General features: G+C 45.0%; 22 protein-coding genes. 10 read left to right on the forward strand and 12 right to left on the reverse strand.

Going from position 1 to position 24,046, the window contains the following annotated elements:
- The 3 genes from thiB to mpl all read right to left on the reverse strand — a co-directional run bounded on the left by thiB (position 1) and on the right by mpl (position 3,235).
- On the reverse strand, positions 1-981 hold the full coding sequence (gene thiB, locus EXA13_RS08000) for a thiamine ABC transporter substrate binding subunit (protein ID WP_430794480.1): 981 nt from the start codon (positions 979-981) through the stop codon (positions 1-3).
- A gap of 239 nt (positions 982-1,220) precedes the next feature.
- Entirely contained in the window at positions 1,221-1,853 is a 633-nt protein-coding gene (locus EXA13_RS08005) for a flavin prenyltransferase UbiX (RefSeq protein WP_238132720.1), read from the reverse strand.
- A gap of 14 nt (positions 1,854-1,867) precedes the next feature.
- The gene (mpl, locus tag EXA13_RS08010) at positions 1,868-3,235 is read right to left on the reverse strand and encodes a UDP-N-acetylmuramate:L-alanyl-gamma-D-glutamyl-meso-diaminopimelate ligase (RefSeq protein WP_238132721.1); all 1,368 of its coding nucleotides are present in this window, start codon (positions 3,233-3,235) and stop codon (positions 1,868-1,870) included.
- A 262-nt stretch (positions 3,236-3,497) separates the two neighbouring features.
- Here mpl and fbp point away from each other — a divergent pair, with 262 nt between their 5' ends.
- Positions 3,498-4,511 carry a class 1 fructose-bisphosphatase gene (fbp, locus tag EXA13_RS08015; RefSeq protein ID WP_238132722.1) on the forward strand — a complete coding sequence of 338 codons (1,014 nt, stop codon included), beginning with the start codon at positions 3,498-3,500 and terminating at the stop codon, positions 4,509-4,511.
- Positions 4,512-4,766: 255 nt separating this feature from the next.
- On the forward strand, positions 4,767-5,297 hold the full coding sequence (gene ppa / locus EXA13_RS08020; RefSeq protein WP_238132723.1) for an inorganic diphosphatase: 531 nt from the start codon (positions 4,767-4,769) through the stop codon (positions 5,295-5,297).
- Between the two features lie 101 nt (positions 5,298-5,398).
- Here ppa and EXA13_RS08025 read toward each other — a convergent pair whose 3' ends face one another.
- From EXA13_RS08025 to tamA, 6 genes are all read right to left on the reverse strand, one after another.
- On the reverse strand, positions 5,399-5,974 hold the full coding sequence (locus EXA13_RS08025) for a sugar O-acetyltransferase (RefSeq protein ID WP_275949662.1): 576 nt from the start codon (positions 5,972-5,974) through the stop codon (positions 5,399-5,401).
- A gap of 67 nt (positions 5,975-6,041) precedes the next feature.
- Positions 6,042-6,980: a glycoside hydrolase family 43 protein gene (locus EXA13_RS08030; protein ID WP_238132724.1), complete on the reverse strand. Its 939-nt coding sequence runs from the start codon at positions 6,978-6,980 to the stop codon at positions 6,042-6,044.
- 10 nt (positions 6,981-6,990) lie between these two features.
- Complete coding sequence (locus tag EXA13_RS08035; protein WP_238132725.1) at positions 6,991-8,385, reverse strand: MFS transporter; 1,395 nt, start codon at positions 8,383-8,385, stop codon at positions 6,991-6,993.
- A gap of 350 nt (positions 8,386-8,735) precedes the next feature.
- On the reverse strand, positions 8,736-9,080 hold the full coding sequence (locus tag EXA13_RS08040; protein WP_238132726.1) for a gamma-glutamylcyclotransferase family protein: 345 nt from the start codon (positions 9,078-9,080) through the stop codon (positions 8,736-8,738).
- A gap of 11 nt (positions 9,081-9,091) precedes the next feature.
- On the reverse strand, positions 9,092-12,850 hold the full coding sequence (tamB, locus tag EXA13_RS08045; protein WP_238132727.1) for an autotransporter assembly complex protein TamB: 3,759 nt from the start codon (positions 12,848-12,850) through the stop codon (positions 9,092-9,094).
- Positions 12,847-14,565 carry an autotransporter assembly complex protein TamA gene (tamA, locus tag EXA13_RS08050; RefSeq protein WP_238132728.1) on the reverse strand — a complete coding sequence of 573 codons (1,719 nt, stop codon included), beginning with the start codon at positions 14,563-14,565 and terminating at the stop codon, positions 12,847-12,849. The genes tamB and tamA overlap by 4 nt, the downstream gene beginning before the upstream one ends.
- A gap of 246 nt (positions 14,566-14,811) precedes the next feature.
- Here tamA and msrA point away from each other — a divergent pair, with 246 nt between their 5' ends.
- The 8 genes from msrA (at position 14,812) to EXA13_RS08090 (ending at position 20,964) form a co-directional block, all read left to right on the forward strand.
- Positions 14,812-15,432, forward strand: coding sequence for a peptide-methionine (S)-S-oxide reductase MsrA (gene msrA, locus EXA13_RS08055; protein WP_238132729.1), 621 nt, complete (start codon positions 14,812-14,814; stop codon positions 15,430-15,432).
- Positions 15,433-15,620: 188 nt separating this feature from the next.
- On the forward strand, positions 15,621-16,175 hold the full coding sequence (locus tag EXA13_RS08060; protein WP_238132877.1) for a YtfJ family protein: 555 nt from the start codon (positions 15,621-15,623) through the stop codon (positions 16,173-16,175).
- Positions 16,176-16,259: 84 nt separating this feature from the next.
- The gene (locus tag EXA13_RS08065; protein ID WP_238132730.1) at positions 16,260-16,565 is read left to right on the forward strand and encodes a DUF2607 family protein; all 306 of its coding nucleotides are present in this window, start codon (positions 16,260-16,262) and stop codon (positions 16,563-16,565) included.
- Between the two features lie 61 nt (positions 16,566-16,626).
- Entirely contained in the window at positions 16,627-17,232 is a 606-nt protein-coding gene (gene zrgA / locus EXA13_RS08070) for a zinc uptake protein ZrgA (protein WP_238132731.1), read from the forward strand.
- Between the two features lie 54 nt (positions 17,233-17,286).
- A complete protein-coding gene (locus EXA13_RS08075; RefSeq protein WP_238132732.1) occupies positions 17,287-18,000 on the forward strand; it encodes an ABC transporter ATP-binding protein in 714 nt (237 codons plus the stop codon).
- The gene (locus tag EXA13_RS08080; RefSeq protein WP_238132733.1) at positions 18,000-19,259 is read left to right on the forward strand and encodes an ABC transporter permease; all 1,260 of its coding nucleotides are present in this window, start codon (positions 18,000-18,002) and stop codon (positions 19,257-19,259) included. The genes EXA13_RS08075 and EXA13_RS08080 overlap by 1 nt, the downstream gene beginning before the upstream one ends.
- A 42-nt stretch (positions 19,260-19,301) precedes the next feature.
- Positions 19,302-19,769 (forward strand): DUF3299 domain-containing protein, encoded by a 468-nt coding sequence (locus tag EXA13_RS08085; RefSeq protein WP_430794481.1) that lies wholly within the window; start codon positions 19,302-19,304, stop codon positions 19,767-19,769.
- A 298-nt stretch (positions 19,770-20,067) separates the two neighbouring features.
- Positions 20,068-20,964, forward strand: a complete 897-nt coding sequence (locus EXA13_RS08090) for a TIGR03899 family protein (protein WP_238132735.1) — start codon at positions 20,068-20,070, stop codon at positions 20,962-20,964.
- Between the two features lie 44 nt (positions 20,965-21,008).
- On the opposite strand, the gene cysC is transcribed toward EXA13_RS08090, so the two are convergent.
- From cysC to cysD, 3 genes are read right to left on the reverse strand one after another with little or no spacing between them, the layout of a single operon-like run.
- Positions 21,009-21,626, reverse strand: coding sequence for an adenylyl-sulfate kinase (gene cysC, locus EXA13_RS08095; RefSeq protein ID WP_238132736.1), 618 nt, complete (start codon positions 21,624-21,626; stop codon positions 21,009-21,011).
- Positions 21,623-23,056: a sulfate adenylyltransferase subunit CysN gene (gene cysN, locus EXA13_RS08100; RefSeq protein WP_238132737.1), complete on the reverse strand. Its 1,434-nt coding sequence runs from the start codon at positions 23,054-23,056 to the stop codon at positions 21,623-21,625. The genes cysC and cysN overlap by 4 nt, the downstream gene beginning before the upstream one ends.
- 18 nt (positions 23,057-23,074) lie before the next feature.
- Positions 23,075-23,983: a sulfate adenylyltransferase subunit CysD gene (gene cysD / locus EXA13_RS08105; protein ID WP_238132738.1), complete on the reverse strand. Its 909-nt coding sequence runs from the start codon at positions 23,981-23,983 to the stop codon at positions 23,075-23,077.
- Between the last annotated feature and the right edge of the window lie 63 nt (positions 23,984-24,046).

Genomic DNA, 24,046 nt, shown 5'->3' on the forward strand with positions numbered 1-24,046 from the left:
TTAAAATGTTAAAGCATGTTGCCATTCACGAATCCAACTCCGTCGCTGTTTAGCGACTTCTTGATCCGCAAAAGAGAGGGCTTTACTCGGAATAGATAAATTTGCATAACCTTCAGGAAGAGGAACATCGGCTACGGGATACATCCAGTTTGTGGTTGGAATCACCAACTGAAAATCATCGCTCAAAATAAACTGCATAAAGGCATCCGCCAATGTCGGATTAGGGCTACTGGCGACTTTGGCTGCCACTTCAATCTGCATATAATGTCCTTCCGAAAAATCAGCGGTCGCATAGCGCTGATCATTTTCGGCTATCGCATGATAAGCCGGAGAAGTGGTATACGAGAGCACCATATCCGCTTCCCCTTTCAAAAACATCGAGTAAGATTCCGACCACCCCTTAGTTACGGTGACCGTTTTGTTCGCCAACTGTTTCCACGCTTGAGTGGCTTTATCATCATATACAGATTTCATCCACAGCAGTAATCCCTGCCCCGGAGTTGAAGTGCGTGGATCTTGATAAATAATCTTAATGTCAGAACGCTTTTCCACTAATTCACGTAGGCTGGAGGGTGGATTTAACAATTTTTCCCGATTATAGACAAAAGCAAAATAGCCATAGTCATAAGGAATAAACGTCTTATCACTCCAGCCGTTGGGTAGCTGTATCGCTGACGTATTCACTTGATGCTCAGCCAATAATCCCGTTTGTTTGGCTTCGGCCATTAAGTTATTGTCTAACCCTAACACAACATCAGCTTGGCTATTACGCCCCTCAAGGCGTAAGCGGTTAAGAATAGATACCCCATCATCCAATGCAACAAAGTTAAGCTGGCAATCACATTGCGCTTCAAAAGCTTGTTTAATGGCTGGACCTGGCCCCCAATCTGCCACAAACGAGTCATAGGTATAAACGGTCAAGGTTTCGTTGCCTGCCCATGCGAGTGATGAGCAAAACAGACTAGTAACAACAGCAGAGATAAATCGGTTATTCAAGGCTTGCGCTCCTTAGTGAGCGGCACAGGCTTGAGGGAGAATGGATAAGTACATCATTCTGCTCAATTCCTACGCCAGCATTATCTGGTTCAGGTATTTAACCACACAAGGTGTGACTAATGCGGGTCCCAAGCTTAGCTTGATCTCAGCGCCATTGCTTGTCGCGATGGTAAGCTCCCCGATGAGTGAAAAAGATTGTAAACGTAAATAGATAAAGAAGCTACTTACGGGCGTTGGTCATAACCCCAGCGAGGTACAAGCCCTTGCTCAATACCTAAGTGATCCAAAATGCGCGCAACCATAAAATCAACCAAATCCTCAATTGAAGTCGGTTGATGATAAAATCCCGGCGCGGCAGGCATAATCGTGACCCCCAACTGCGACAACTTATACATATTTTCTAAATGCAGCGTTGAGAATGGCGTTTCACGTACCACCAGCAAGAGTTGCCCCCGCTCTTTGATCACCACATCTGCAGCACGTTCAATCAAATTGTCCGACATGCCATGCGCGATGGCGGCGACACTCCCTGCCGAACATGGACACACCACCATCTGTTTTGGCGCAGCAGATCCTGAAGCCACAGGGGAAAACCACTCTTCTTTACCACAAACGACTAACTGATTAGGGTCACAATCAAAATGTGCCACTAATTGCTGTTTGGCGGCTTCTGGCTGGCTTGCCAACTGCAAACCATGCTCAGTCGCTAGAACCACACGAGCCGCCGAGGAAATGAGTAAGTAAACCGTGTAATCGGCAGCCAGTAAACACTCTAACAGACGCAGACCATAAGGTGCACCAGACGCACCTGTCCAAGCTAATGTGATGGCTTGTTTTTGTTTAGTTAATTGTGCCATTCAATTGCAACCTTTTATTTTTGTTGAGCGTGCTCACGCAGCGTTGCCAACAACTTACTATGAATACCACCAAACCCACCGTTACTCATCACTAAAATATGGTCGCCGGGTTGCGCTTCTGCACAAATCTTGCTCACCAATTCGTCCAATTGATCGGAAGTATAAGCTGGGGCTTGGCATTGTTTCGCCACGTCAGCCACTGACCACTCAATATTGTCCGGTTGATAAAGGTAAACCGAGTCGGCTTGCTGTAAGGAAGCGGCTAACCTGGTTTTGTGTACCCCTAATTTCATGGTTGCAGAACGTGGCTCTAACACCGCGATAATTTTTTGCTTGCCGACTTTGTTTCTTAGCCCACCTAGGGTCAGCTCAATCGCCGTTGGGTGGTGAGCAAAATCATCATAAACGGTGACCCCATTTTCTTGGCCTTTCAGCTCTAAACGGCGTTTAGTGTTAATAAAGCTGGCTAGTGCTTGGCAAGCTAAATCCGGGGTTACCCCCACATGTCGAGCTGCCGCAATCGCCATGAGTGCATTATTGACATTATGATCGCCAATCAGATCCCAATCGACATCCCCGACCACTTCTCCATGAAAATAAACCGTAAAGCGAGAGCCTTCCGGATTATGCTTTTCGGCCTGCCATTCACCATGTTGACCCGTAAATTCGGTTTCACTCCAACAACCTCGGGTTAAAACATCGGCTAAAGCGGCATCTTGCTTAGGCACCAATAAACGCCCATTGCCCGGTACCGTCCGGACTAAATGGTGAAACTGTCGCTTGATCGCTTCCAGATCATCAAAGATATCCGCATGGTCAAACTCTAAATTATTCATCACCAAGGTGCGAGGATGGTAATGAACAAACTTGGAACGTTTATCAAAAAAAGCACTGTCATATTCGTCGGCTTCCACCACGAAAAACATACTCTCACCTAATCGTGCTGAAAGACCAAAATTCCCCAATACGCCGCCCACCAAAAAACCTGGCTGGTAGCCACAATGCTCAAGAATCCAGGCCAACATGCTGGATGTGGTGGTTTTACCATGAGTACCTGCCACAGCCAGTACCCACCGGTCCTGAAGTAAAAAATCATGTAACCACTGAGGACCAGAGGTATAACGAAGATTATGATTCAGTACATATTCCACACAAGGGTTACCGCGACTCATCGCATTACCTATCACGACTAAGTCCGGTTTGGGTTCTAATTGCGCCGGGTCAAACCCTTCAATAATGTCGATCCCTTGTGTTTGTAACATTGTACTCATCGGCGGATAAACATTCGCATCGCTGCCTGTCACCTTATGACCAAGCTGGCGGGCCAACATCGCCACGCCGCCCATAAATGTGCCACAAATACCCAAAATATGAATGTGCATCAAGCTAGCCTCATGAATGCTGTGTTCTCTGCTGGTCATTATCCTGATTCAAGCCATAAAAGCGAGCATCGAAAATCAGCGTAATGTAATTTTAAAATAGTCGACAACCAAATTGAGATCTCGGTCGGTTAGTTTATTACTCGTAAAAAGATCTAAGCCCTAAAATCCTCACTAGGCGCGAGTGAACACAATTTCAAAACAAAACCTACATCCATCACCGCGTTGATTATCCCCCCATAACAATAAGTGTTAAGGAAATAACATGTCGAAGATGCGCACCCTTGGTGAGTTTATCGTTGAAAAACAGCATGACTTCCCCCATGCAAGTGGTGAACTGTCCTCTCTGCTTGCTTCTATTCGCTTGGCCGCAAAAATCGTTAACCGCGAAATCAATAAAGCAGGATTGGCGGATATTACGGGAGCTTCAGGTAAAGATAATATTCAAGGAGAAGAACAGCAGAAACTTGACCTCTACGCGAATGAAAAATTCAAAGCGGCACTAGAAGCACGAGACCAAGTCTGTGGCGTGGCGAGTGAAGAAGAAGATGAAGCAGTTGCCTTTAATAAAGATCTCAACAAAAATGCAAAATATGTGGTCCTTATGGATCCGTTAGATGGCTCCTCCAACATTGATGTAAATGTCTCGGTGGGCACCATCTTTTCCATTTATCGTCGAATTTCTCCCGTAGGAGCCCCGCCTACTGCCGAAGATTTTTTACAACCCGGTCATAAACAAGTGGCGGCTGGGTATGTTATCTACGGCTCGTCCACCATGTTGGTGTACACAACAGGGAATGGTGTGAATGGGTTTACTTACGACCCTTCTATCGGTTCATTTTGTTTATCCCATGAGAATATGTGTATCCCCAAACAAGGGAAGATTTACTCCATTAACGAAGGAAACTATATTCGCTTTCCAACCGGTGTAAAAAAATACATCAAATACTGCCAAGAAAGTGTTCCTGAAGATAACCGTCCTTATACCTCACGCTATATTGGCTCTTTAGTGGCTGACTTTCATCGTAACTTACTCAAAGGCGGTATTTACCTTTATCCAAGTACACAAAGCCACCCAAATGGGAAATTACGCTTGCTGTATGAATGTAACCCGATGGCATTTTTAATTGAACAAGCCGGTGGTTTAGCCTCTGATGGTATTCATCGTATTCTTGATATCAAACCGACCGAACTGCACCAACGAGTACCATTTTTTGTCGGATCAAAAGAGATGGTTGAAAAAGTCGAAAGCTTCCTCGCCAATCATCCTGATGAATAAAGTCATTTACACTTTTTTCATTCTGTCCGCTTGTTAAAAAATTCCCCTTCATTATCACTCAGATAGCGTAGGGGAATGTCTTGCTCTCTCACTCATTTAAATACTCGCTCACACTCTCAGCCAACATCCTCTTGGGAATCGGAATATTTACAGGTAAACTTTATGCTTTACTGTGTATCGGTTTTGCACCTTTACTCAGTTTGCATAATAATTAATGACGTTTTTTGAAGTCAGGTTAACAAAAAGGAAACCTTAATGAGTTTAAATCATGTGCCAGCAGGCAAATCACTGCCTGACGATATCTATGTAGTGATTGAAATCCCAGCCAATGCTGATCCTATCAAATACGAAGTCGATAAAGACTCTGGCGCGGTATTTGTTGACCGCTTCATGTCAGCACCTATGTTTTACCCATGCAACTACGGCTATGTGAACCATACCCTATCGTTAGATGGTGACCCTGTGGATGTCCTTGTTCCAACCCCATTCCCACTGATGCCAGGTTCAGTCATTCGTTGCCGCCCTGTTGGTGTGTTGAAAATGACGGATGAATCGGGTGAAGATGCGAAAGTAATCGCGGTTCCACACTCAAAATTGTCAAAAGAGTATGATCACATCCAAGATATCAATGATGTGCCAGAGCTGCTTAAAGCACAAATTACTCACTTCTTTGAACATTACAAAGAATTAGAAAGCGGTAAGTGGGTAAAAGTAGATGGTTGGGAAGACGTAGCCTCTGCTCGTGCAGAAATTTTGTCGTCTTACGAACGTGCTCAACAAAAATAAGAGCAGTTTTCACCGCGCTATTTTCCCCAAAACAGTCGAGTAAGGCTGCAAATACCAAAGCTCAGTATGACACTGAGCTTTTTTCTTTATCTTGGAACGTGTCAGCCTTGTATCCTAAGCGCTTCATCGACGGTTCTATATTCTTGGCAAGGATGGCCAAAGGCAATAGTATGCGCGGGAACATCTTTCGTGACTAAACTCCCAGCTCCGATGACGGCACCATCACCAATCGTGACTCCTGGCATAATCACACAATTTCCACCAATCCACACATGGTTACCTATTGTGATAGGTTCCGCCCAACCGATATGCTCATCACGAGTGGCAATATCTAACGGATGATGAGCGGTATACAGTTGTACATTCGGTCCAATAAAAACATGGTCGCCAATGGAAACGGGCGCACAATCTAGCAAAGTAAAGTTAAAGTTGATAAACACATGGCTGCCTAACGTGGTGTTGATGCCATAATCAATATTCACATTTTTTTCCATATGGACATCATCACCAATACGGGCAAATATGCGGGTTAAAATGGCCCGCTGCTGCTCTCGATGACGTCTTGGTAGTTGATTGTATTCAGCCACTAAATCTCGAGTCGTATCTCGAATTTCAACCAACTCAGGATCATTAATCCAGTAACGCTCCCCAGTGCGCATTTTTTGCAGTGCATTCATTCTTGTTGTCCGGTGTCGTAGATAAAAAACGAGGTAGCCACTAGTGAATACCTCGCTTGTTTAGTTATTAAATGGCTTCGCCAAATTGCGGGAGCCCCTCTTGCCAAAGCAACACTTTGACTCGAGTGTGGCGATTAGGATCCCACAGTGGATCACCTTCGATTTCTGTATAATCACGAGCATGGTAAACCAGCAGATCTCGACCTTGCTCATCCTGCGTAAAACTATTGTGCCCAGGGCCATACACTTTTTTATCCCAGTTCGTCTGAAAGACGGGCTGAGCCGATTTATGCCAACTATGAGGATCCAGAAGATCGCTGCCTTCATCGGCATACAACAGCCCCATGCAATAGTTTTCATCAGTAGCACTGGCTGAATAGGTTAACCAGAATTTTCCATGTCGATGAATAACCGACGGCCCTTCATTGACCCAAAAACCACGTTGCTCCCAATCAAATTCAGGAATAGAAAGACATTGAGGTGGTGTTTTCAGCGTAACGGGTGTCGCTAACTCAGCAATATAAAGGTTGGAATTCCCTTGGATGCGGTTGTCTTTCTGCGCCCACACATAATAGTGCCTTCCTTTGTGAGTAAAAGAGGTCGCATCTAAACAGAAAGTATCCATTCCCGTTTCAATCTGCCCTTCAAATGTCCAGTGATCCGTAATTGGATTGCTATTTTTATTGGAAATGGCATACATACGATGCTGAAACAAGCCGTCCACAATCTCTCGTGAAGGGGCGGCCGCAAAATAGACATACCAAGCCCCATCAATAAAATGCAATTCAGGTGCCCAGACTAAATCACTGTATGGCCCCGTGTCGGGCTTATACCATGCATTAACCACCTCATCCGTTGTGTTCAATTCATGAATTGTTTTTGCTCGACGAATTTCAATTCGGTCATATTCAGGGACGGAAGCCGTAAAATAATAATACCCATCTACATGTTTATAGATATGAGGATCTGCGCGTTGTTTAATAATTGGATTAATTAACTCTGTCATTGAATGAACCTTAATTTACAAGACCTTTTATCGGTTTATTTGGTTTAACAGTACTGAGGTTTTCATCTTGTTCAAGAATATTGGTCGCCGTAATAGAATGATAATAACGGTCCGTCACTTTATACTTAAACATGAAAGCTCCCATGAGAAAATGAAATAATCCAGGAATAACGGTTAACATTAATGCAATCCCCATTAAGGTATAATCAGATTGAGCTTGGTTCGCTTCATAATTAAACATTGTCAATAACCAGCCGACAATCGCACCAGCAATTCCCATCCCGAATTTTTGACAAAACGAAATGCCACCAAACGCCAGTCCTGAAACACGTTGACCTGTTTTATATGTTCCGTAATCCACCGCTTCAGCAATGGCTGACCAGAAGACAGGCGCATGTAAATCAACCACGAATGACACCATAAAGTAGAGAACAAATGCCAAGAAGAAATCTCCCCGACCAACCATAAAATACAGCAGAGCACTAAGGAAGAGTACCGCTATCTGGCTATAGCGAAAGAGTTTAACCTTACAATATATTTTTGTTATCCAAGTTGAAGCGACCATAGCAAGAATTGCTGCAACGACCCCTGTCGCAAGGAAGGCTGAAATAGTTCCGGCATCACCACCAAGGTAATATTTAGCATAATAAGCCGCCACAGAACCACGAATCACATAACCAATAGTGCCGGTGACACAGACGGCACAAAGAATTAACCATTGATCATTTTTCATCAATAGCTTGACCTGCTGACCAAAACTACTTTTTTCGACCTTGTGTTCAATACGCTCTTTGGTGGTTGCAAAACAAAATAGGAATAACAACGTGCCCATTAATCCCATCAAACCCATTGAATATTGGTAGCCTAGCTGAATATTTTCTTGCCCCCAGTAAACAGAAAGTTGTGGAACAATAATGGTTACTAAGAAGGCTGCAATTTTGGCAAAAAACAATCGGTAGCCATTTGCAGAAAGCCGCTCTTTCGGGTCATCAGTCAGTACGCTAATCAATGAGATATACGGAATTGTCACTGCGGTAAACATCACGGTAACAAGAATATAAGTAGAATACGCATAAATCAGTTTCGCGTTATAATCCACATCCGGAGTACTAAAGGCCAAATAAACAGAAAGCCCAAAAGGGACCGACAAAAATAATAAATATGGACGATAACGCCCCCAACGACTTTTAACTTTATCCGTCAAAATCCCCATCAATGGGTCAGTGACCGCATCAATCAAACGTACGACAATAAATAACATGGCGAGATCTTGCGGCTTAATGCCAAAGATATCAGTGTAGAAGAAGGTAATAATTAACATCATCGAAGAGATGACTACATTAACGGCCATATCTCCGGCACCAAAACCCACTTTTTCCAATACAGATAACTTATATTTATACATGGTTTTCTCATCTATTAATTCGTCACTGATGAATAGAATAATGAGAAGTGAATCTTTCGGCTGTTAGAGATTTCATACAATGAAAGATCCAGCCATTTTGTACATGTCTTTAGCAAAACAAGTTATGTGGAATAGCGCCAACTCGATCATATGAACAATAATTCAGCAAGTTTTTTCCGATAAAGCTAGCAATAAAAGATATAACAATAAGGTTAATAAATAAAAACCAGCGGCGATATTGAGTCAGTCAGCGGTCATCTAACGCGCCAATGGAAATAAATGAATGACCATAAAGAATAGGAGAACAAAGCCAACAGACAAGCTGGCTTTGTTTTATATGAAGGGTAAGCTTACACGCGCTGGCACCAATCCCCTGATTCAATCAAGCTATTAAGCCGACTGGTATCTTGATAAATATAAATCCACGCGAGGCCATAAAGAGTGTCGATGTTTTCTCGTCGATATTCTACCGGGACATCTTCTAAAATATCCAATTGAGCCAAGGTGGAATCATCGACTTGGTACACTTCCCCTTGGATCGACTGTTGACCAGCACTCAAACCAGGATAAGGGCCAAGATCATGCAGCGCATAGCTCGGGGGTGTTACCCACATGCCAAGCCGTTGGCTTCCCGCTAAATAGTGATGATTCGCCTCTCCTTGGCGCAAGGTGCCATAAACAAAAACCAGATGCATGGCCTTTCTCCTTAATTGAACTCAAACCGATAAAGTAGATCGATGGCACTGTCAACGCCGGAAACCGCTTCTAGATAAAGATCTCTCATCAAACGGTAACGTACAGTAAATTCCCCCACCGAGTTAAAGATCCCAACTCCATATTTGACCTGCAAGCCTGGCAAAATATATCCGCTCACCGTCACCTGAGAATCGTCACCAGAACCGGCAGTATCCAGTTGTAAATCTTGCACGCCCAGACCTTCACCAATTTTTCCAACGACCTTACCACTCTGAGCTAAGCTTAGCCCAATCAGTGTGGTTGTCATGGCATTTCCTCCCGCCTCGCCATCAATATCTTGGCCGCGTAGTAGGTAAGAAAGCGCATTGGCTTGAGGCATGACGGGATCAGAAAAGATGGAGACGACAGGTTCATCCGCCGAGCCGGTCACTTGCACCCCGGCGATAACGTCATCTTGCGTATTGTCTGGGTTACGGATGGCTTTAATCGACAAATAAGGCTGGTCTGCAGGACCATTCATTAAGATTTTACCTTCTTGAATCAACAAATCTTGTCCAAATGAACGATATTGCCCCTTAAGGATATTCACTTCCCCGACAATAAATGGGCCTTTATCTTTCTGAGTGACATTGAGCTGACCAACCAGTTCCCCAAGCAAACCAAAGGCACTGAGTCGAACATCATCACCAATCATAATAGTGACATCCGTTTCAATCTGTAACGGCAGTGGATTTTGCTCATCAATCGGCATCAAATCTTGAGTTAATAACACCTGATCTTTAGAGACTTCAACCGCGCTTGGTGGCAGTTCCTCTACTGTGATTCTTCCCCATGGTAGAGAAATAGACCCAGTGATATTGGCCTTCTCAGGCTGCATCGCCAAGGTGAGATCTGGCACGACTCTTATCTTCACCATTGGCGGGAGATCAACCAACAAAGATTCTGCGGCCACATGGCTGTTAACGCGCCAATCCGTTAAATCAGACCAATCGGCATCCCCAGTAATCTTTAATGTGCCTTCTGCGGTATCGATACCGGCATTCAATACTGCTTGATACCCAGAGAAATCGATTGTGAGCTGACCCGAGCTCACCTCCAGGGGAGAAATATCGCCAGTTAGTGTCATATCTCGAACCGCTAGCTGCCCCATTGCTTGTGGATGCAATAGGTCACCTTGAACGGTTAAATCCGCGGTAATGCTCGATTTTACTTGGCTATACTCCCCAATCAATGGAGCCAGAAAATCAATGTTAAATGGAGTCAACTTAATCGCAGCATCTAATTGTTTTTCTTCCTTCGTCACATCAGGAATGGTTATTTGCCCAGAAAGATCGCCATTATCGGTTATATTCAGTTGCCAATCCGCCTTTAGCCTGTTGTCAGCCAACTGAGCATTCATCTCGATATTATCCCAAGCCAATATGATCGGTTGATCTAATGTTTGCTGCACTTGCCCCGCGGGAAGTTGTAGCGCGATATTCGCTTGCGGTGAAGATTCTGGAGACCATTTTGCCCAAAGGTGAGCATTCAATTCCCCTTTCAGTTGCGTGGTTTGAGGAAGGAAATCAGCGATCTGTTGGAAGGCAAACTGCGTGATCGACAGATCTACTTCACCTTGTTCACCCACCGTAGCTTGTTGGGTTAAACATAATGATGAATCACCTTGTTGCCAACAATGGGGAGCAATCGTCACAGCCTGGTGATCAATATCGGCATAAATGTCGGTGGCTTGGTTGAGCACCCAACGCCCTTGTTTTGAAACCAGATCCATACGTTCCAGTTGCCCTTGCCAAATCAGGTGAGGGGCATCTTGCAGCATCCCTTGAATTGCAAGGTGAGTTGATGCCAATTCTGATTCCACCGCTAAAGTCACTTGATGTTCTTGCTGCCCCCCCGCCACCGTGAGCATCACACTATCAATGGTTTGCTCTTGGTAACCAATACCTTTCACTGTCAAGCGAAGATCCGCCTTGGGAACAGGCATAGGAACCACATCACCGACTAAGCTAACCCGCTGGACGGTGGCTTGGTCTTGCCAAGCCAATTGATGGGCTTGTAACGCGACACGAATATTCGGCTCATTAATGGCCCCTTGCAGAGCGATATTTCCCTGAACTTGACCAAAAAGATCCGGCACCGTTTTCTCTAACTCAGGCAAATGCAATCCGACATTCATTCGCCATTCTTTATCCATCTGACCTTTTACTGTCACGGAGTTGGGGCCATGTGCCATGGTTAAGCCGGATGTTGCAACTCGAAATTCACCACGACCCGCTCTATCATCTGCACTCAGTGCTCCCTCAATGTCCAATGGATAACCACGCACCTCCCCTTGAATATCCAAGAGAGGTAAATCAACCTTCCATCCACCTTGAGCGGTTAACTGTCCGGAGGTAGCTAGCTGGCCATTAATGATACCTTGCGCTTCCGGCCATTGAATGGCCGGCTGAATATCAGTCAAATTCAGTTTTGCCTGCCAATGGGCAAGATCTGCCCAATCTGCGGTGACCTCCCCTTGAACCTCTCCGCCTAAAGTCTTCAATTGCAGCTGATGCAATGTTACTTGTGTTAGCGAGCCCTCACCTTGTAATGCCACGGCCAAGTCTGGGAGATCCAGCCCCGAAAAATCACTTTGTAACTCCAGTTGGTAATGCGCTAATGAGCCTTGAGCCGCAATGTGCGGAGCAACAATAAAATACTCACCTTTACCGTTAAATGGCCACTGGGCATCCAATTGTTCCACCCGCACATCAAAGGGTAAGTCGGTTTGTAGTGGTTGTAAGTGTGCCTCTAATTGGGCTTTCGCCCGTCCCGCCAATTGAGCAGATAATGAGAGATGAGCAACACTACCGTTGGCATGCAGTTGCAGCGTTTGACCTTTGAGGTCTTCCAGTTTCAGCAATGAACTCAAGCTCAAATCCAGTGGGTAATCGCCGCTTAACGTCGTTTTGGCGGATAAACTGGCTTCTAACTCCGGCATGTCTAACTCAAAACTTTCTACTTCCACCTCAGACTGAGATGCCCGAGCTTGTAGCGCCAAACGATGAATTTGTATTGGGTTTGCCTGCTGTAACAAAAAATCTTTTAGTTCAAAACGGCTTAGCTTAATTTGCAAAGGAATGATGACCTCAGGCAAGGTCATCGGTGCATTATCGGTAGAAGAGGAGGCCTCGGTTTGAGGTTCTGAAGACACCTCAGCCAATGCGAGACGAACGCCATTCCACTGTGTAGGATCGATCCTTAACCGATTATTTTGTAATGCTCCCCCTGTGGAAAAATGTTGCCAAGCAAGATGGTTACCCAACAAATTCAATTCAATATCATTCAGGGTTAAGCGGCCAAGTTTGATTGGGATCGGGCTGGAAAACTGAGTCATGGGCTCAGACGGTTGTACGGCCGCCTCTTCTTCTGTCATCGCGGGTAATTGAGGTAAATCGACCGCTAAACCAGAAATAATGACCTCATTAATACACACCATAGGCTCAAGCAAACAGTTGGCATTTATCGCCAACGTTAACTGTTCCAGTTTAACATCCAATGACAAAGCCTCATCACTGAACGTTACCCCGTGTAAGGTAAAGCGAGGAAATAAAGCCCCTTCACTATCGCTTACCGACAGTTCAGGTAACGCTTTGTGCGCTCCCCACAGCACGATATTTAAACCAGGATGAGTAAACAATATTCCAGCCACGAATAACAGGAGCACAACCAGCATGCCCACCAAGCTGGCAGATAACCACTTGGTCCATTTCATCGCCCGCTTAATCATAGTTCAGGCCCTAATGTGAAGTGGATTTTAAATTGATCACCCGGCTCGGAATCTAATCCCCAGGCAAAATCAAGTCGTAACGGCCCCACTGGTGAAATCCAACGAATACCAAACCCTGTCCCGGTTTTCCAATCAGGACTGTCGTTGAAAGCATCACCATAATCCACAAATAAAGCTCCCCACCAGTTTCCTGTCAGGCGATATTGATATTCGAGAGAACTGGTTGCCATATACTTTGCCCCAGTTAATGAATCACTGGCATCACGGGGAGAGATAGACTGATAACCATAACCTCGTAAGTTATTATCCCCCCCGGCAAAGAATCGCAAAGAAGGCGAAAGTTTAGAAAACTCTTCGGCAAAGTTAGCTCCCCCATCAACCCGAACGAGCCCACGGTGGTTGTTACCTAAACTTCTTAGCCAAGACGTTCCTGCTTGAACCCGTGTCACACGGGTTTCAGAAACAAACGCAGGATCACCATATTCGATCGTAATGGTTTGTTTGTCTCCCCATGTCAGTAAAGAGCGGTTCATTCGAGTACGGGTTCGTGTATAGGTCACGCCGGGTAACACAAAGTGGGCGGTATCATCGAGCAAACCTTGCTCATAGTTTTCAATCAGATAACGGATAAATAACGTGCGATGCCAACCGCTATCAAGCATCCAATGTCGCTCTAACGATAAATTCGATTCCAAACTTTTCGTATCTCGTTTATCGACATGCTTCATCCCATACTGAATACGATAATACTGATGCAAAACATCTTCTAACGGAATTTTATAACCCGCCGTAATGCTTTGCTCCGGCTCAGAGATGGAAAAGCTACTATCAAAACTGTGCCCTAAATCATTGACCCACGGTTTTTTCCACTTCAAGGAACCTCGTACCCCCACATCCGTGGAATAACCAATCCCCGTTTCCAACTGATTGCGCGCTTTAGGCGCTAAAGACACCACCATAGGCAACTCTCGCTGCCCCGGATCCAACTGGCTAATGTCCGGTTTTACAAAGACGGAGGAAAACCAATCTGTATTGGCTAAGTTGAGGTTAAACTCGCCAACTTGAGAGACAAGGTAAGGATCCCCTTGTTGATACGGTTGTAAGGAACGAACTCGAACGTCTTCTATCTGGCTGCCATTGATTTCTGTCGCTCCGAAATGGTAGCGAATGCCACTGTCATAATGTAAGCGCACAAAAGCTTGCTGAAGATCGGGCACCACTTCTAGTCGGCTCAATTGATAATCGCCATCGAAATAGCCTTTCTGTAGCGCTAAATTACGCAATGACGATTTCAAACTGTCATATTGGCTATGATTAAGGGGCTCGCCAATCGTTAACCCACTACGCTTGATTAAGCGGGCAAAATCTTCATCCTGTTCTGCCTCACCACTAATCACAATATCCACTTCTGCCAAACGAACCACCTCGCCCAGATCCACTGTTACCGTCATCGCTTGATCGGGCTTGGTTACCTGAAAGAAAAATTGTGGTTGGTAGTAACCCAGAGCATTAAGCGCTTCGGTCATCATCTTTTCTAATCGAGATTGAAAACGTAACTGTGTGGAATAATCCGTATCGGGAATTGACGATAGATAAGCGTCCACATTGTCTTTTACCTCTCCCTTTAGCCCTTCAATGGTTAAATCCACTTTGGCGAAAGTCATGGAAGAGAAAAACAAGGTAATCAACAATGTTGGTAATAGAATGTATCTCATGCTGAATTAATCGGCGTCACTAGCGGTTGGCGTTCACTGGTTCAGAATCATACCGTCAATAGGCGTGGAAGTCTGTATGAGAATTATCCATTCATCCTTCCTTTTTCAACCACCGTCAGGTTAATAATGAAATCCATCATAAAGTGCTCTACGTTAACGTAGGAGCTCATCCCTGTTTCTGATATACAATTCAGAGTATCACTATTGGGTATAGTTCAAAAAAACAATCACCGAGAGATAAAGGCCATGTTTAACACCGATTCCCTCATCAATGCCGCACAAGCGTTACCAGGCAGGGCAACCGCCATCCCCTTTGAAGATAAACATTTTGTCTCTTCAATACCGCTCACCTATCAACCCAATGCCAGTGAAGAACAAATCTTGCTAGCAATGGGCTGTTTTTGGGGAGCAGAAAGACTGTTCTGGCAACAAGCAGGCATTATCTCCACTTCTGTTGGTTATTCCGGTGGTTATACTCCCAACCCTACTTATGAAGAAGTCTGCTCCGGGCAAACGGGCCACGCTGAAGTCGTTCGAGTCGTGTACCAGCCTCAGTTTATGCCCCTAGAAACACTGCTCAAGCTCTTTTGGGAAAACCATGATCCAACCCAAGGCATGCGACAAGGAAATGATCGCGGCACTCAATACCGATCCGCCATTTATACTTATTTACCGGCTCAGCAAGCCATGGCTGAAGAGAGTTTGCTTAACTATCAGGCTGCCTTAAAACACCATCAACGAGGTCAGATTACTACCGAAATTACTACTGCAGGTCCTTACTATTATGCCGAGGGCTATCATCAACAGTATCTTGCCAAAAACCCTAACGGTTACTGTGGCTTAGGCGGAACTGGCGTCTGTTTTTAACCAATTAAAACTCCATAAATTTTACAAACGCCTCATTCCTTACGCTCGAACAAGCAGAATAGCAGACTTGTTCTATACTTGGATTCACGCTGATTTAGGCGTGAAAAACAGACAAAGCAATCACCTTGTCTGCTTTCTTTAATAACCAAAAACCAAATTTCTCTATTTAATAATATGGATACATAATGATGATAAAAAGAATATTCCTGACACTGACTTTTGTCAGCTATGCGCTCTCCGCTTTTGCACAAAATATACAACTCGGCCACCCCCTCCCTTTGGTTGAAGTCAAAAGCCATGGGGAAGTCATCCTTGAAGGAGATCAGACCCATTTTGCCTCTTGGAACAGTAAGCAATTACTCGGCAAAGTTCGTGTCATTCAGGCTCTTGCGGGACGCAGCAGCGCCAAAGAAATGAATGCACCGCTGATGGCCGCACTGACTGCTGCGCAGTTTCCTGAGCAACACTATCAGACCACCTCCATCATCAACCAAGACGACGCCATTTGGGGAACCGGCTCTTTTGTCAAATCCTCCGCTCAGGACAGTAAAAAAGCATTTCCTTGGTCATCCATTGTTCTTGATGAGTCTGGTGTGGTAGCGCAAAACTGGGCGTTAGCAGAAAAATCGTCCACCATTATTGTATTAGATAAACAAGGGCGGGTTTTATTTATTAAAGAGGGCGCATTGAGTGAAAAGGAGATCAACCAAGTTCTGACCCTCATTCGTGAACATCTCGCTTAACCACAACAGATTCCCCTCACTCTTTTCTTGCTTGCCAACAGGATTGTTATATTATAACAATCCTGTTTTTCTCAGCGGTGCACCATGAAGCTAAGCCTACAACCTTTACGTCTCAAAACTCAGACTGTCGCTCTCGTGGCTGTCTTACTGAGTCTATGGCTAAATGTGGCTTCGCTCGCTCATCAATTGGATGTCGATCCTCTCCATCATGAGCAGCACCATTGTCAGTTATTTTCAGGTATTCAATATGGGCTTAGCCATACTATGGTCGAGCCACCAGTTTGGCCTGCCCGTTATCCTAACCCCCCCTTTGTTTCTCCTTTTTCTAGTGTATTGGTTCAGTTTGCTTATTTAGCCCGTTCACCTCCATTGTCTGATTTTCCACTTTAACGAAGACTTCCCCCCGATCTCGGAGGGGTTTACTTATTTTATTAGAATGGAATTGATGACCATGCTTATTACGAAACCTTTACTGACTTTAAGTATCGCAACCGCTTTATCCAGCGTCGCTTTCGCTCAAGATTTTCGCCAACACGATGCCCACATTCATGGCCATGTTGAACTCAATATTGCACAGGATGGACAAGATTTACTGATTGAAGTGACCGCACCCGGAGTCGATGTTGTGGGGTTTGAACACGCACCACAAACTGAGCAAGAAACGCAAAGACTCAACCGTGCATTGGAAACACTGCAACAAGCAGGCACGGTGTTTACCTTGTCGGAACAAGCACACTGTCAACTGGCAGAAGTACATGTTACTCATTCACTCGGTGGACACGAAGAACACCATGAAGATCATGAACATGAACATCATCACGACCACGACCACGACCACGACCACGACCACGACCACGACCACGACCACGACCAACAGCATGGTGGATTGACGGCGCAATACCACTATCATTGTGACAATATTTCTGCGCTTCGTCACATAGATAACCAATGGTTTACTCTATTCCCAAGCACAGAAAAAATGAGCGTCAATCTGTTAACGGAGCGAACACAAACTGCCTTAGTGTTAACGCCTAAGCAGGCTCGAATTTCACTCTAACGTTTATTTGGGTAAGTAAATACTTACCCACTTTCTCTATTAAAAGGAACCGTGATGAATGCTACCTTTAGCCACGCTTCGCCTCCTGTCATTGAGTTGGAACAGGTGAAATTTCAGTGGCCAAATAATCTGAAATTAACCCTAGATATTGAAATGCTCTCCGTTGCAGCGGGAGAACACCTATTTATTAAAGGTCCAAGTGGCTGCGGTAAATCCACCTTATTAAGCTTATTGACGGGGATTCATGTCGCAAATCAAGGTAAGGTTTCCTTGCTTGGGCATGATCTTGCTCAACAGAAAGCTCGTGAACGGGATCGTTTTCGGGCTGACCATATCGGTTACATCTTCCAGCAATTCAATCTATTACCCTATCTTTCGGTGATTGAAAATGTCATCTTACCTTGCCAATTTTCATCCCGACGCCGAAACACGATTGCAGGGGATCTCACCTGCCGAGCGATTGAGCTGCTCAGTCAATTGCATTTACCGGAATCGCTCTTGCATCAACCCGTGGTGGAATTAAGCATCGGCCAACAGCAACGAGTCGCAGCCGCTCGCGCCTTGATCGGAGAACCCGCCTTGCTGATTGCTGATGAGCCCACTTCCGCCTTAGATCACGATAACCGTACCGCTTTTATTGAGCTCCTGTTAAAAGAAGCCAACCGAGTCGGCTCAACATTGGTATTTGTCAGTCATGATCCGACCTTAGAAAAGCTGTTTAACCGTAGTGTGTACTTACCCGCTTTAAATCGTGCACGAGGTATCTAATGGGTGTTATCACAAATTTAGCTTGGAAAAGCCTACTCAATCGAAAAACTACCGCATTCTTAACTCTGTTAACGGTGGCCATTTCCGTCATTCTATTAATGGGGGTCGAACGCATTCGTACCCAAGCCAAAACCAGTTTTGCGAATACAATTTCAGGAACCGATCTCATCGTAGGTGGACGCTCAGGACAAGTGAATCTTCTGCTTTATTCGGTCTTTCGAATTGGCAATGCCACCAATAATATTGATTGGAAAAGCTACCAAGCATTCAGCCAACACCGTGCGGTACAATGGGCAATCCCGATCGCCTTAGGTGATTCCCATAAAGGGTTTCGCGTGATGGGAACCAATCAGAGTTACTTTGAACATTTTCGGTACGGAAGTAAGCAACCCCTTACTTTTTCTCAAGGAAAACCTTTTACTGCATTATTTGATGTCGTACTGGGGGCCGATGTTGCGAAACAACTGAACTATCAGTTAGGCAGTGAAATCATTATTGCCCACGGCATCAATGATGTCGGATTCAGTCGTCACGATCATTTACCTTTTGCTGTGGTAGGAATTCTTGATCCAACCGGTACTCCCGTTGATAAAACCGTACATGTCTCGCTACAAGCCATAGAAGCAATCCATGTAGGTTGGGAGTCAGGAGCCAACTTAGGTCATACCCCGAGCAAAGCACAGTTAGAACAGTATGAATTCCAGCCCAAACAAATTACCGCAATGCTGGTTGGCCTTCGTTCTAAGATTCAGACCTTTGCTTTACAAAGAGAAATCAATCAATACCGAGATGAGCCATTGAGTGCTATTTTACCGGGCGTCGCCCTGCATGAACTTTGGGGGATGATGTCAATCGCTGAGCAAGCATTGACAGCCGTATCCATTTTTGTCGTGATCGCCGGGCTGCTTGGAATGCTCAGCAGTTTATTGACCAGCCTACAAGAGCGGCGGCGAGAAATGTCTATTTTGCGAGCAATGGGGGCACAACCTAAGCATGTATTCGCACTGCTAATCAGTGAAGCCAGTGCTCTCACTTTTTTCGGTATTCTGACCGGTGTGATTGGCTTGTATGTTTTACTCGCCTTCACCGCACCGATCATCGCCCGTCAATATGGAATCCTGTTATCCTTGCAATCACTCAGTACTTATGAATGGCAACTATTGGGTTATGTGCAAGCGGCGGGGACCATGATAGGCTTGATTCCCGCTCTACGAGCTTATCGCCAGTCACTCAGTGATGGCATGACCATCCGAGTTTAGGAGATATTGATGAACAAATGGTTACTCAGCCTAGCTTTGACAATGCTAGTTGTATTCATACCAAATGCTTACAGCAATGATGACGTACTAAAGCTGGATTGGATTGATCTTATTCCTGAGAATGAACGTCATTTACTCGATCACTTGGGTATGCCCATGGTGGACCATAACAGCGATTTACCGGCTCAACAAACCCAAGTTGGTCATGTTCGCCCGGAGCTCAATGGCAGTAAAGTTAAAATCCCGGGATTTGTGATTCCTTTGGAAGGGGATGAAAATACGGTCACCGAATTTTTACTGGTTCCCTACTTTGGTGCTTGTATCCATGTTCCCCCTCCACCGCCCAATCAGATCGTCTACGTTAAATTTCCTAAAGGGGCTCCTGTACAACAATTATGGGATGTCGTTTACGTCATAGGAACGCTCAAAACAGAAATCGTCAGTGTCGATATTGCAGAAACCGGCTACCTCATTGAAGGAGAAGCATTGGCCGATTACGATGATATGTAAGCATTTGTTATAAAATCGATCACCTTTCGACCCGTGCTATTTATATAAGATACTTGGCGAGGTAACTCAGTAATACCAAGTAAACAATGAATAGTAATGTGGTCGACAGGAGCTTAATCCAACGACGTTCTTTATTGTACTTCATGTTCACCCCACAAAAGACGATAACAATTTTAACAAGTTATTATCATCTTTGATAGGGTAAATTTGTGCGCTATCACTAAGAGTTTCACTAGTCCCGTGGCTCAATCCACGGTACATTTTAGTCCATTGTTCAGATGGTAAGATTTGGTAAGACATGGCCGAGCTAAAATCCTCAGTCGTGATTGAACATCCAACCACGACCGGATCTTATAAAGAAAAAAAATCCAGCTACCTTAAAGATAGCGCTAGCCGTATTTCGACGATCGCTCGACAACATGGGCTTGATGCACTGTTACTCACTGAAGCACCAAAGAAAACCCCATTAGACCGAGCACTAAAACGTGAACGAGATCGTAAAGAACAGCGCCAGAAAAATTTAGAGCAGATCATTCGTCTTGCTCACGTTTCATGCAATAACGAAACAGCTGGAGATCCAGATCAAGATTGGTTATATCGTTTCTTCGATATGGCACAAGATATTCATAACTCATCCATGCAGCGTCTCTGGGCGCAAGTACTCAAGCGGGAAGTCACTAACCCAGGTTTTACTTCCATGAAAGCCTTAACTGTGCTGCAAAATATGACGCCCAAAGAAGCGCAAACCTTGCAACGAGCAGCCACTCTTGCTTGTAGTTTTGGCAGTGATACCAGCTTGAAATTGTTGTTTGGGCTAAAAATGCACAACAGCCTTTTCAGTTTAGGAAAGCGTAATTCAACAATTACTCTAAATATTGGTAGCCACCAACTCCCCTACTCCAGTTTACTTGTATTAATTGAGTTGGGTTTATTGCATGCAACTGAATTGGAGTCTGGAGAGATCGAGCTCGATCCTCCACTGAGCCTAAGCTACCAAAATAAACATCTGATCTTGAATGCCACTTCAAAAGGGGTGCATTTACTTTATTACCGTTTTACCCCCACAGGTAATGAGTTGTGTCGACTACTCGGAAATAAACCCAATACGAGTTACTACGATCAACTGATCGCTTTGCTCAGTCAGAAATTTGTCGTACATACCGATACCAATAGTGCCATTCATCATACCGTCTAAGAAAAGAAACCAGCCATCATGGCTGGTTTTAACTTATTGCTCATTTATGATTCACTAAGATGAATAATGCCACGCTCATGCAGATGAGCTAAGCAGTTGTCAACTAACACCGCCACCGAAGCTTCCCCTGCAGGTAAATCAATCTCTGCAGCCAGTGGCGCTTCATAGACTGAATCAATACCCGTAAAGTGGCTTATCTCTCCTGCTCGCGCTTTCTTATATAAGCCTTTAGGATCACGCTGCTCACAGATCGACAATTGAGTATTCACATACACTTCAAGGAATTCATCGCTTGAAAAGAGATCCCGTACCAACTGCCGCTCTTCTCGATGAGGTGAAATAAATGCGGTTAATACAATTAACCCAGCATCGGCCATCAGTTTGGCTAGCTCACCAATTCGGCGAATATTCTCTCGTCGATCTTGTTCTGAAAAGCCTAAATCACCGCATAAACCATGACGAACATTGTCCCCATCCAACAGATAGGTGTGGTAGCCCAACTGAGCCAATCGACTTTCCAAAGCACCAGCAATGGTTGACTTCCCCGCACCAGACAACCCGGTAAACCACAACACCGCTGGGCGCTGATTTTTCAGTTGTGCTCGATAGGCTTTATCCACCTCATGTGAGTGCCAAACAATGTTTTCCTTCACTGAGCTCATAACCTTCCCTTCAATATCGAGAGATCACGGGCATCCCAATGAGGAAAATGCTTACGGATCAAAGCATTGAGTTCTAGCTCAAAGGCTGAGATAGAGGGTTCATCTGCTTGTGGGGCGGCGAGAGATTCACGAACCAGCCCAGCGCCAACAGTGACATTGGTTAAGCGATCGATAATGATAAAACCACCAGTATCGGCACAATCTAAATAACGATCCAAGGCGATGGATTGATGGAAAGTCCACTCACAAAGCCCGATACCGTTAAGTGGTAATGTTTCACTCTCAAAAGTCGATAGTTGATTAATATCGTATTGATGACGAACGGATTCTACTCGCCCAACCGTTTTCTTACCTGCAATTTTTATGTCGTATTCACGCCCAGCTTGTAAGGGTTGCTCTGTCATCCACACCACATCCGCCAGTAAACATTGCGTACTTTGCAAATCCGCCTCCGCCAACACCAGCAGATCACCGCGGCTAATATCAATTTCATCGCTCAGGGTTAAGGTTACCGCTAAGCCTGCTTCTGCTTGCGGCAAATCGCCATCAAAAGTGACAATACGGGCAATGGTTGAGGTTTTCCCAGAAGGCAATACTTTGACCTTATCCCCGACCTTGATCGCCCCTGCGGCAATGGTGCCCGCAAAGCCACGAAAATCCAGATTAGGACGACTCACATACTGAACAGGAAAGCGAAACTCACCACGCCCTTTTTGTTTTTCAATATCTACGGTTTCTAGCAGATCCAGCAATGACGGCCCTTGATACCAAGGCATCTGCTGGCTTTTTTCCACTACATTATCACCTTCGAGTGCCGAGATAGGGATAAGTTGAATATCAATATCGCCATGTAAATACTGAGAAAACTCAGCATACTGCTGACGAATTTCATCAAAGCGCTCTGCCGAATATTCCACCAAATCCATTTTATTCACCGCCACCACAAAGTGTTTGATTCCAAGCAGATTAGCGATAAAAGAGTGACGGCGAGTCTGATCTAAAATGCCTTTACGGGCATCAATTAAAATGATTGCTAAATCACAAGTAGAGGCTCCGGTCGCCATATTGCGAGTGTACTGCTTATGCCCCGGTGTATCGGCAATAATGAATTTACGCTTTTGGGTGGAGAAGTAGCGATACGCCACATCAATGGTGATGCCTTGTTCGCGTTCAGCTTGTAACCCGTCCACCAACAAAGCGAGATCTGGGCGCTCTCCGGTTGTCCCCACTCGCTGGCTGTCAGAATGGACCGCCGCTAATTGATCTTCATAAATCTGCTTTGAGTCATGAAGTAAACGACCGATTAAGGTACTTTTTCCATCGTCAACAGAGCCACAGGTTAAAAACCGAAGTAATGATTTATGTTGATGTTGGTTGAGGTATCCTTCAATACCAAGCTCAGCAAGTTGAGCATGCACTGCACTGTTCATTTTTCTTTCCTCAAATCCTTAGAAGTAACCTTGGCGTTTTTTCAGTTCCATCGATCCTGATTGATCATGGTCGATCGCTCTTCCTTGACGCTCACTGGAGGTTGCCACCAGCATCTCTTCAATAATTTCAGGTAGCGTACTGGCTGTGGACGCTATCGCACCAGTCAGGGGGTAACAGCCCAATGTGCGAAAGCGAACGCTTTTATGCTGAATCTGTTCGTCCTCTTTTAGCTCCATCCGTTGATCATCAACCATGATCAACATACCGTCTCGTTCCACCACAGGGCGAACCGCCGCCAGGTAAAGTGGTACAATCTCTATATTTTCTAGGTAGATGTATTGCCAAATATCCAGCTCCGTCCAGTTAGATAACGGGAACACTCGGATGCTTTCTCCTTTATTGATCTGCCCGTTGTAGGTACGCCACAGTTCCGGACGCTGATTTTTCGGATCCCAAGCGTGGTTTTGGTCACGAAAAGAGTAAACACGTTCTTTGGCACGCGATTTTTCTTCATCACGTCGCGCACCACCAAAAGCAGCATCAAACCCATACTGGTTCAGGGCTTGTTTTAACCCTTGGGTTTTCATGATATCGGTATGTTTCGATGAACCATGCACAAAAGGATTCATACCCATCGCCATGCCTTCTGGGTTCTTATGCACAAGCAATTCAAAACCATATTTTTTAGCGGTGGCGTCACGAAAGGCGATCATTTCACGAAACTTCCAATCCGTATCCACATGCAACAAAGGAAAAGGAATTTTTCCCGGATAAAAGGCTTTTCGAGCCAGATGCAGCATGACGGAGGAGTCTTTGCCAATCGAGTACATCATGACTGGATTAGCAAATTCTGCCGCCACTTCACGAATGATGTGTATGCTTTCTGCTTCAAGCTGTTGTAAATGGGTTAAGCGTTGTTGATCCATGTTGCGAGCTTCCTTTTAGCTGCCTTATCGCAAAACAACCACGACAGGCTTTCTATTAAAATC

This window comes from Vibrio cincinnatiensis (genome assembly GCF_022113815.1).
Classification (GTDB): domain Bacteria; phylum Pseudomonadota; class Gammaproteobacteria; order Enterobacterales; family Vibrionaceae; genus Vibrio; species Vibrio cincinnatiensis_A.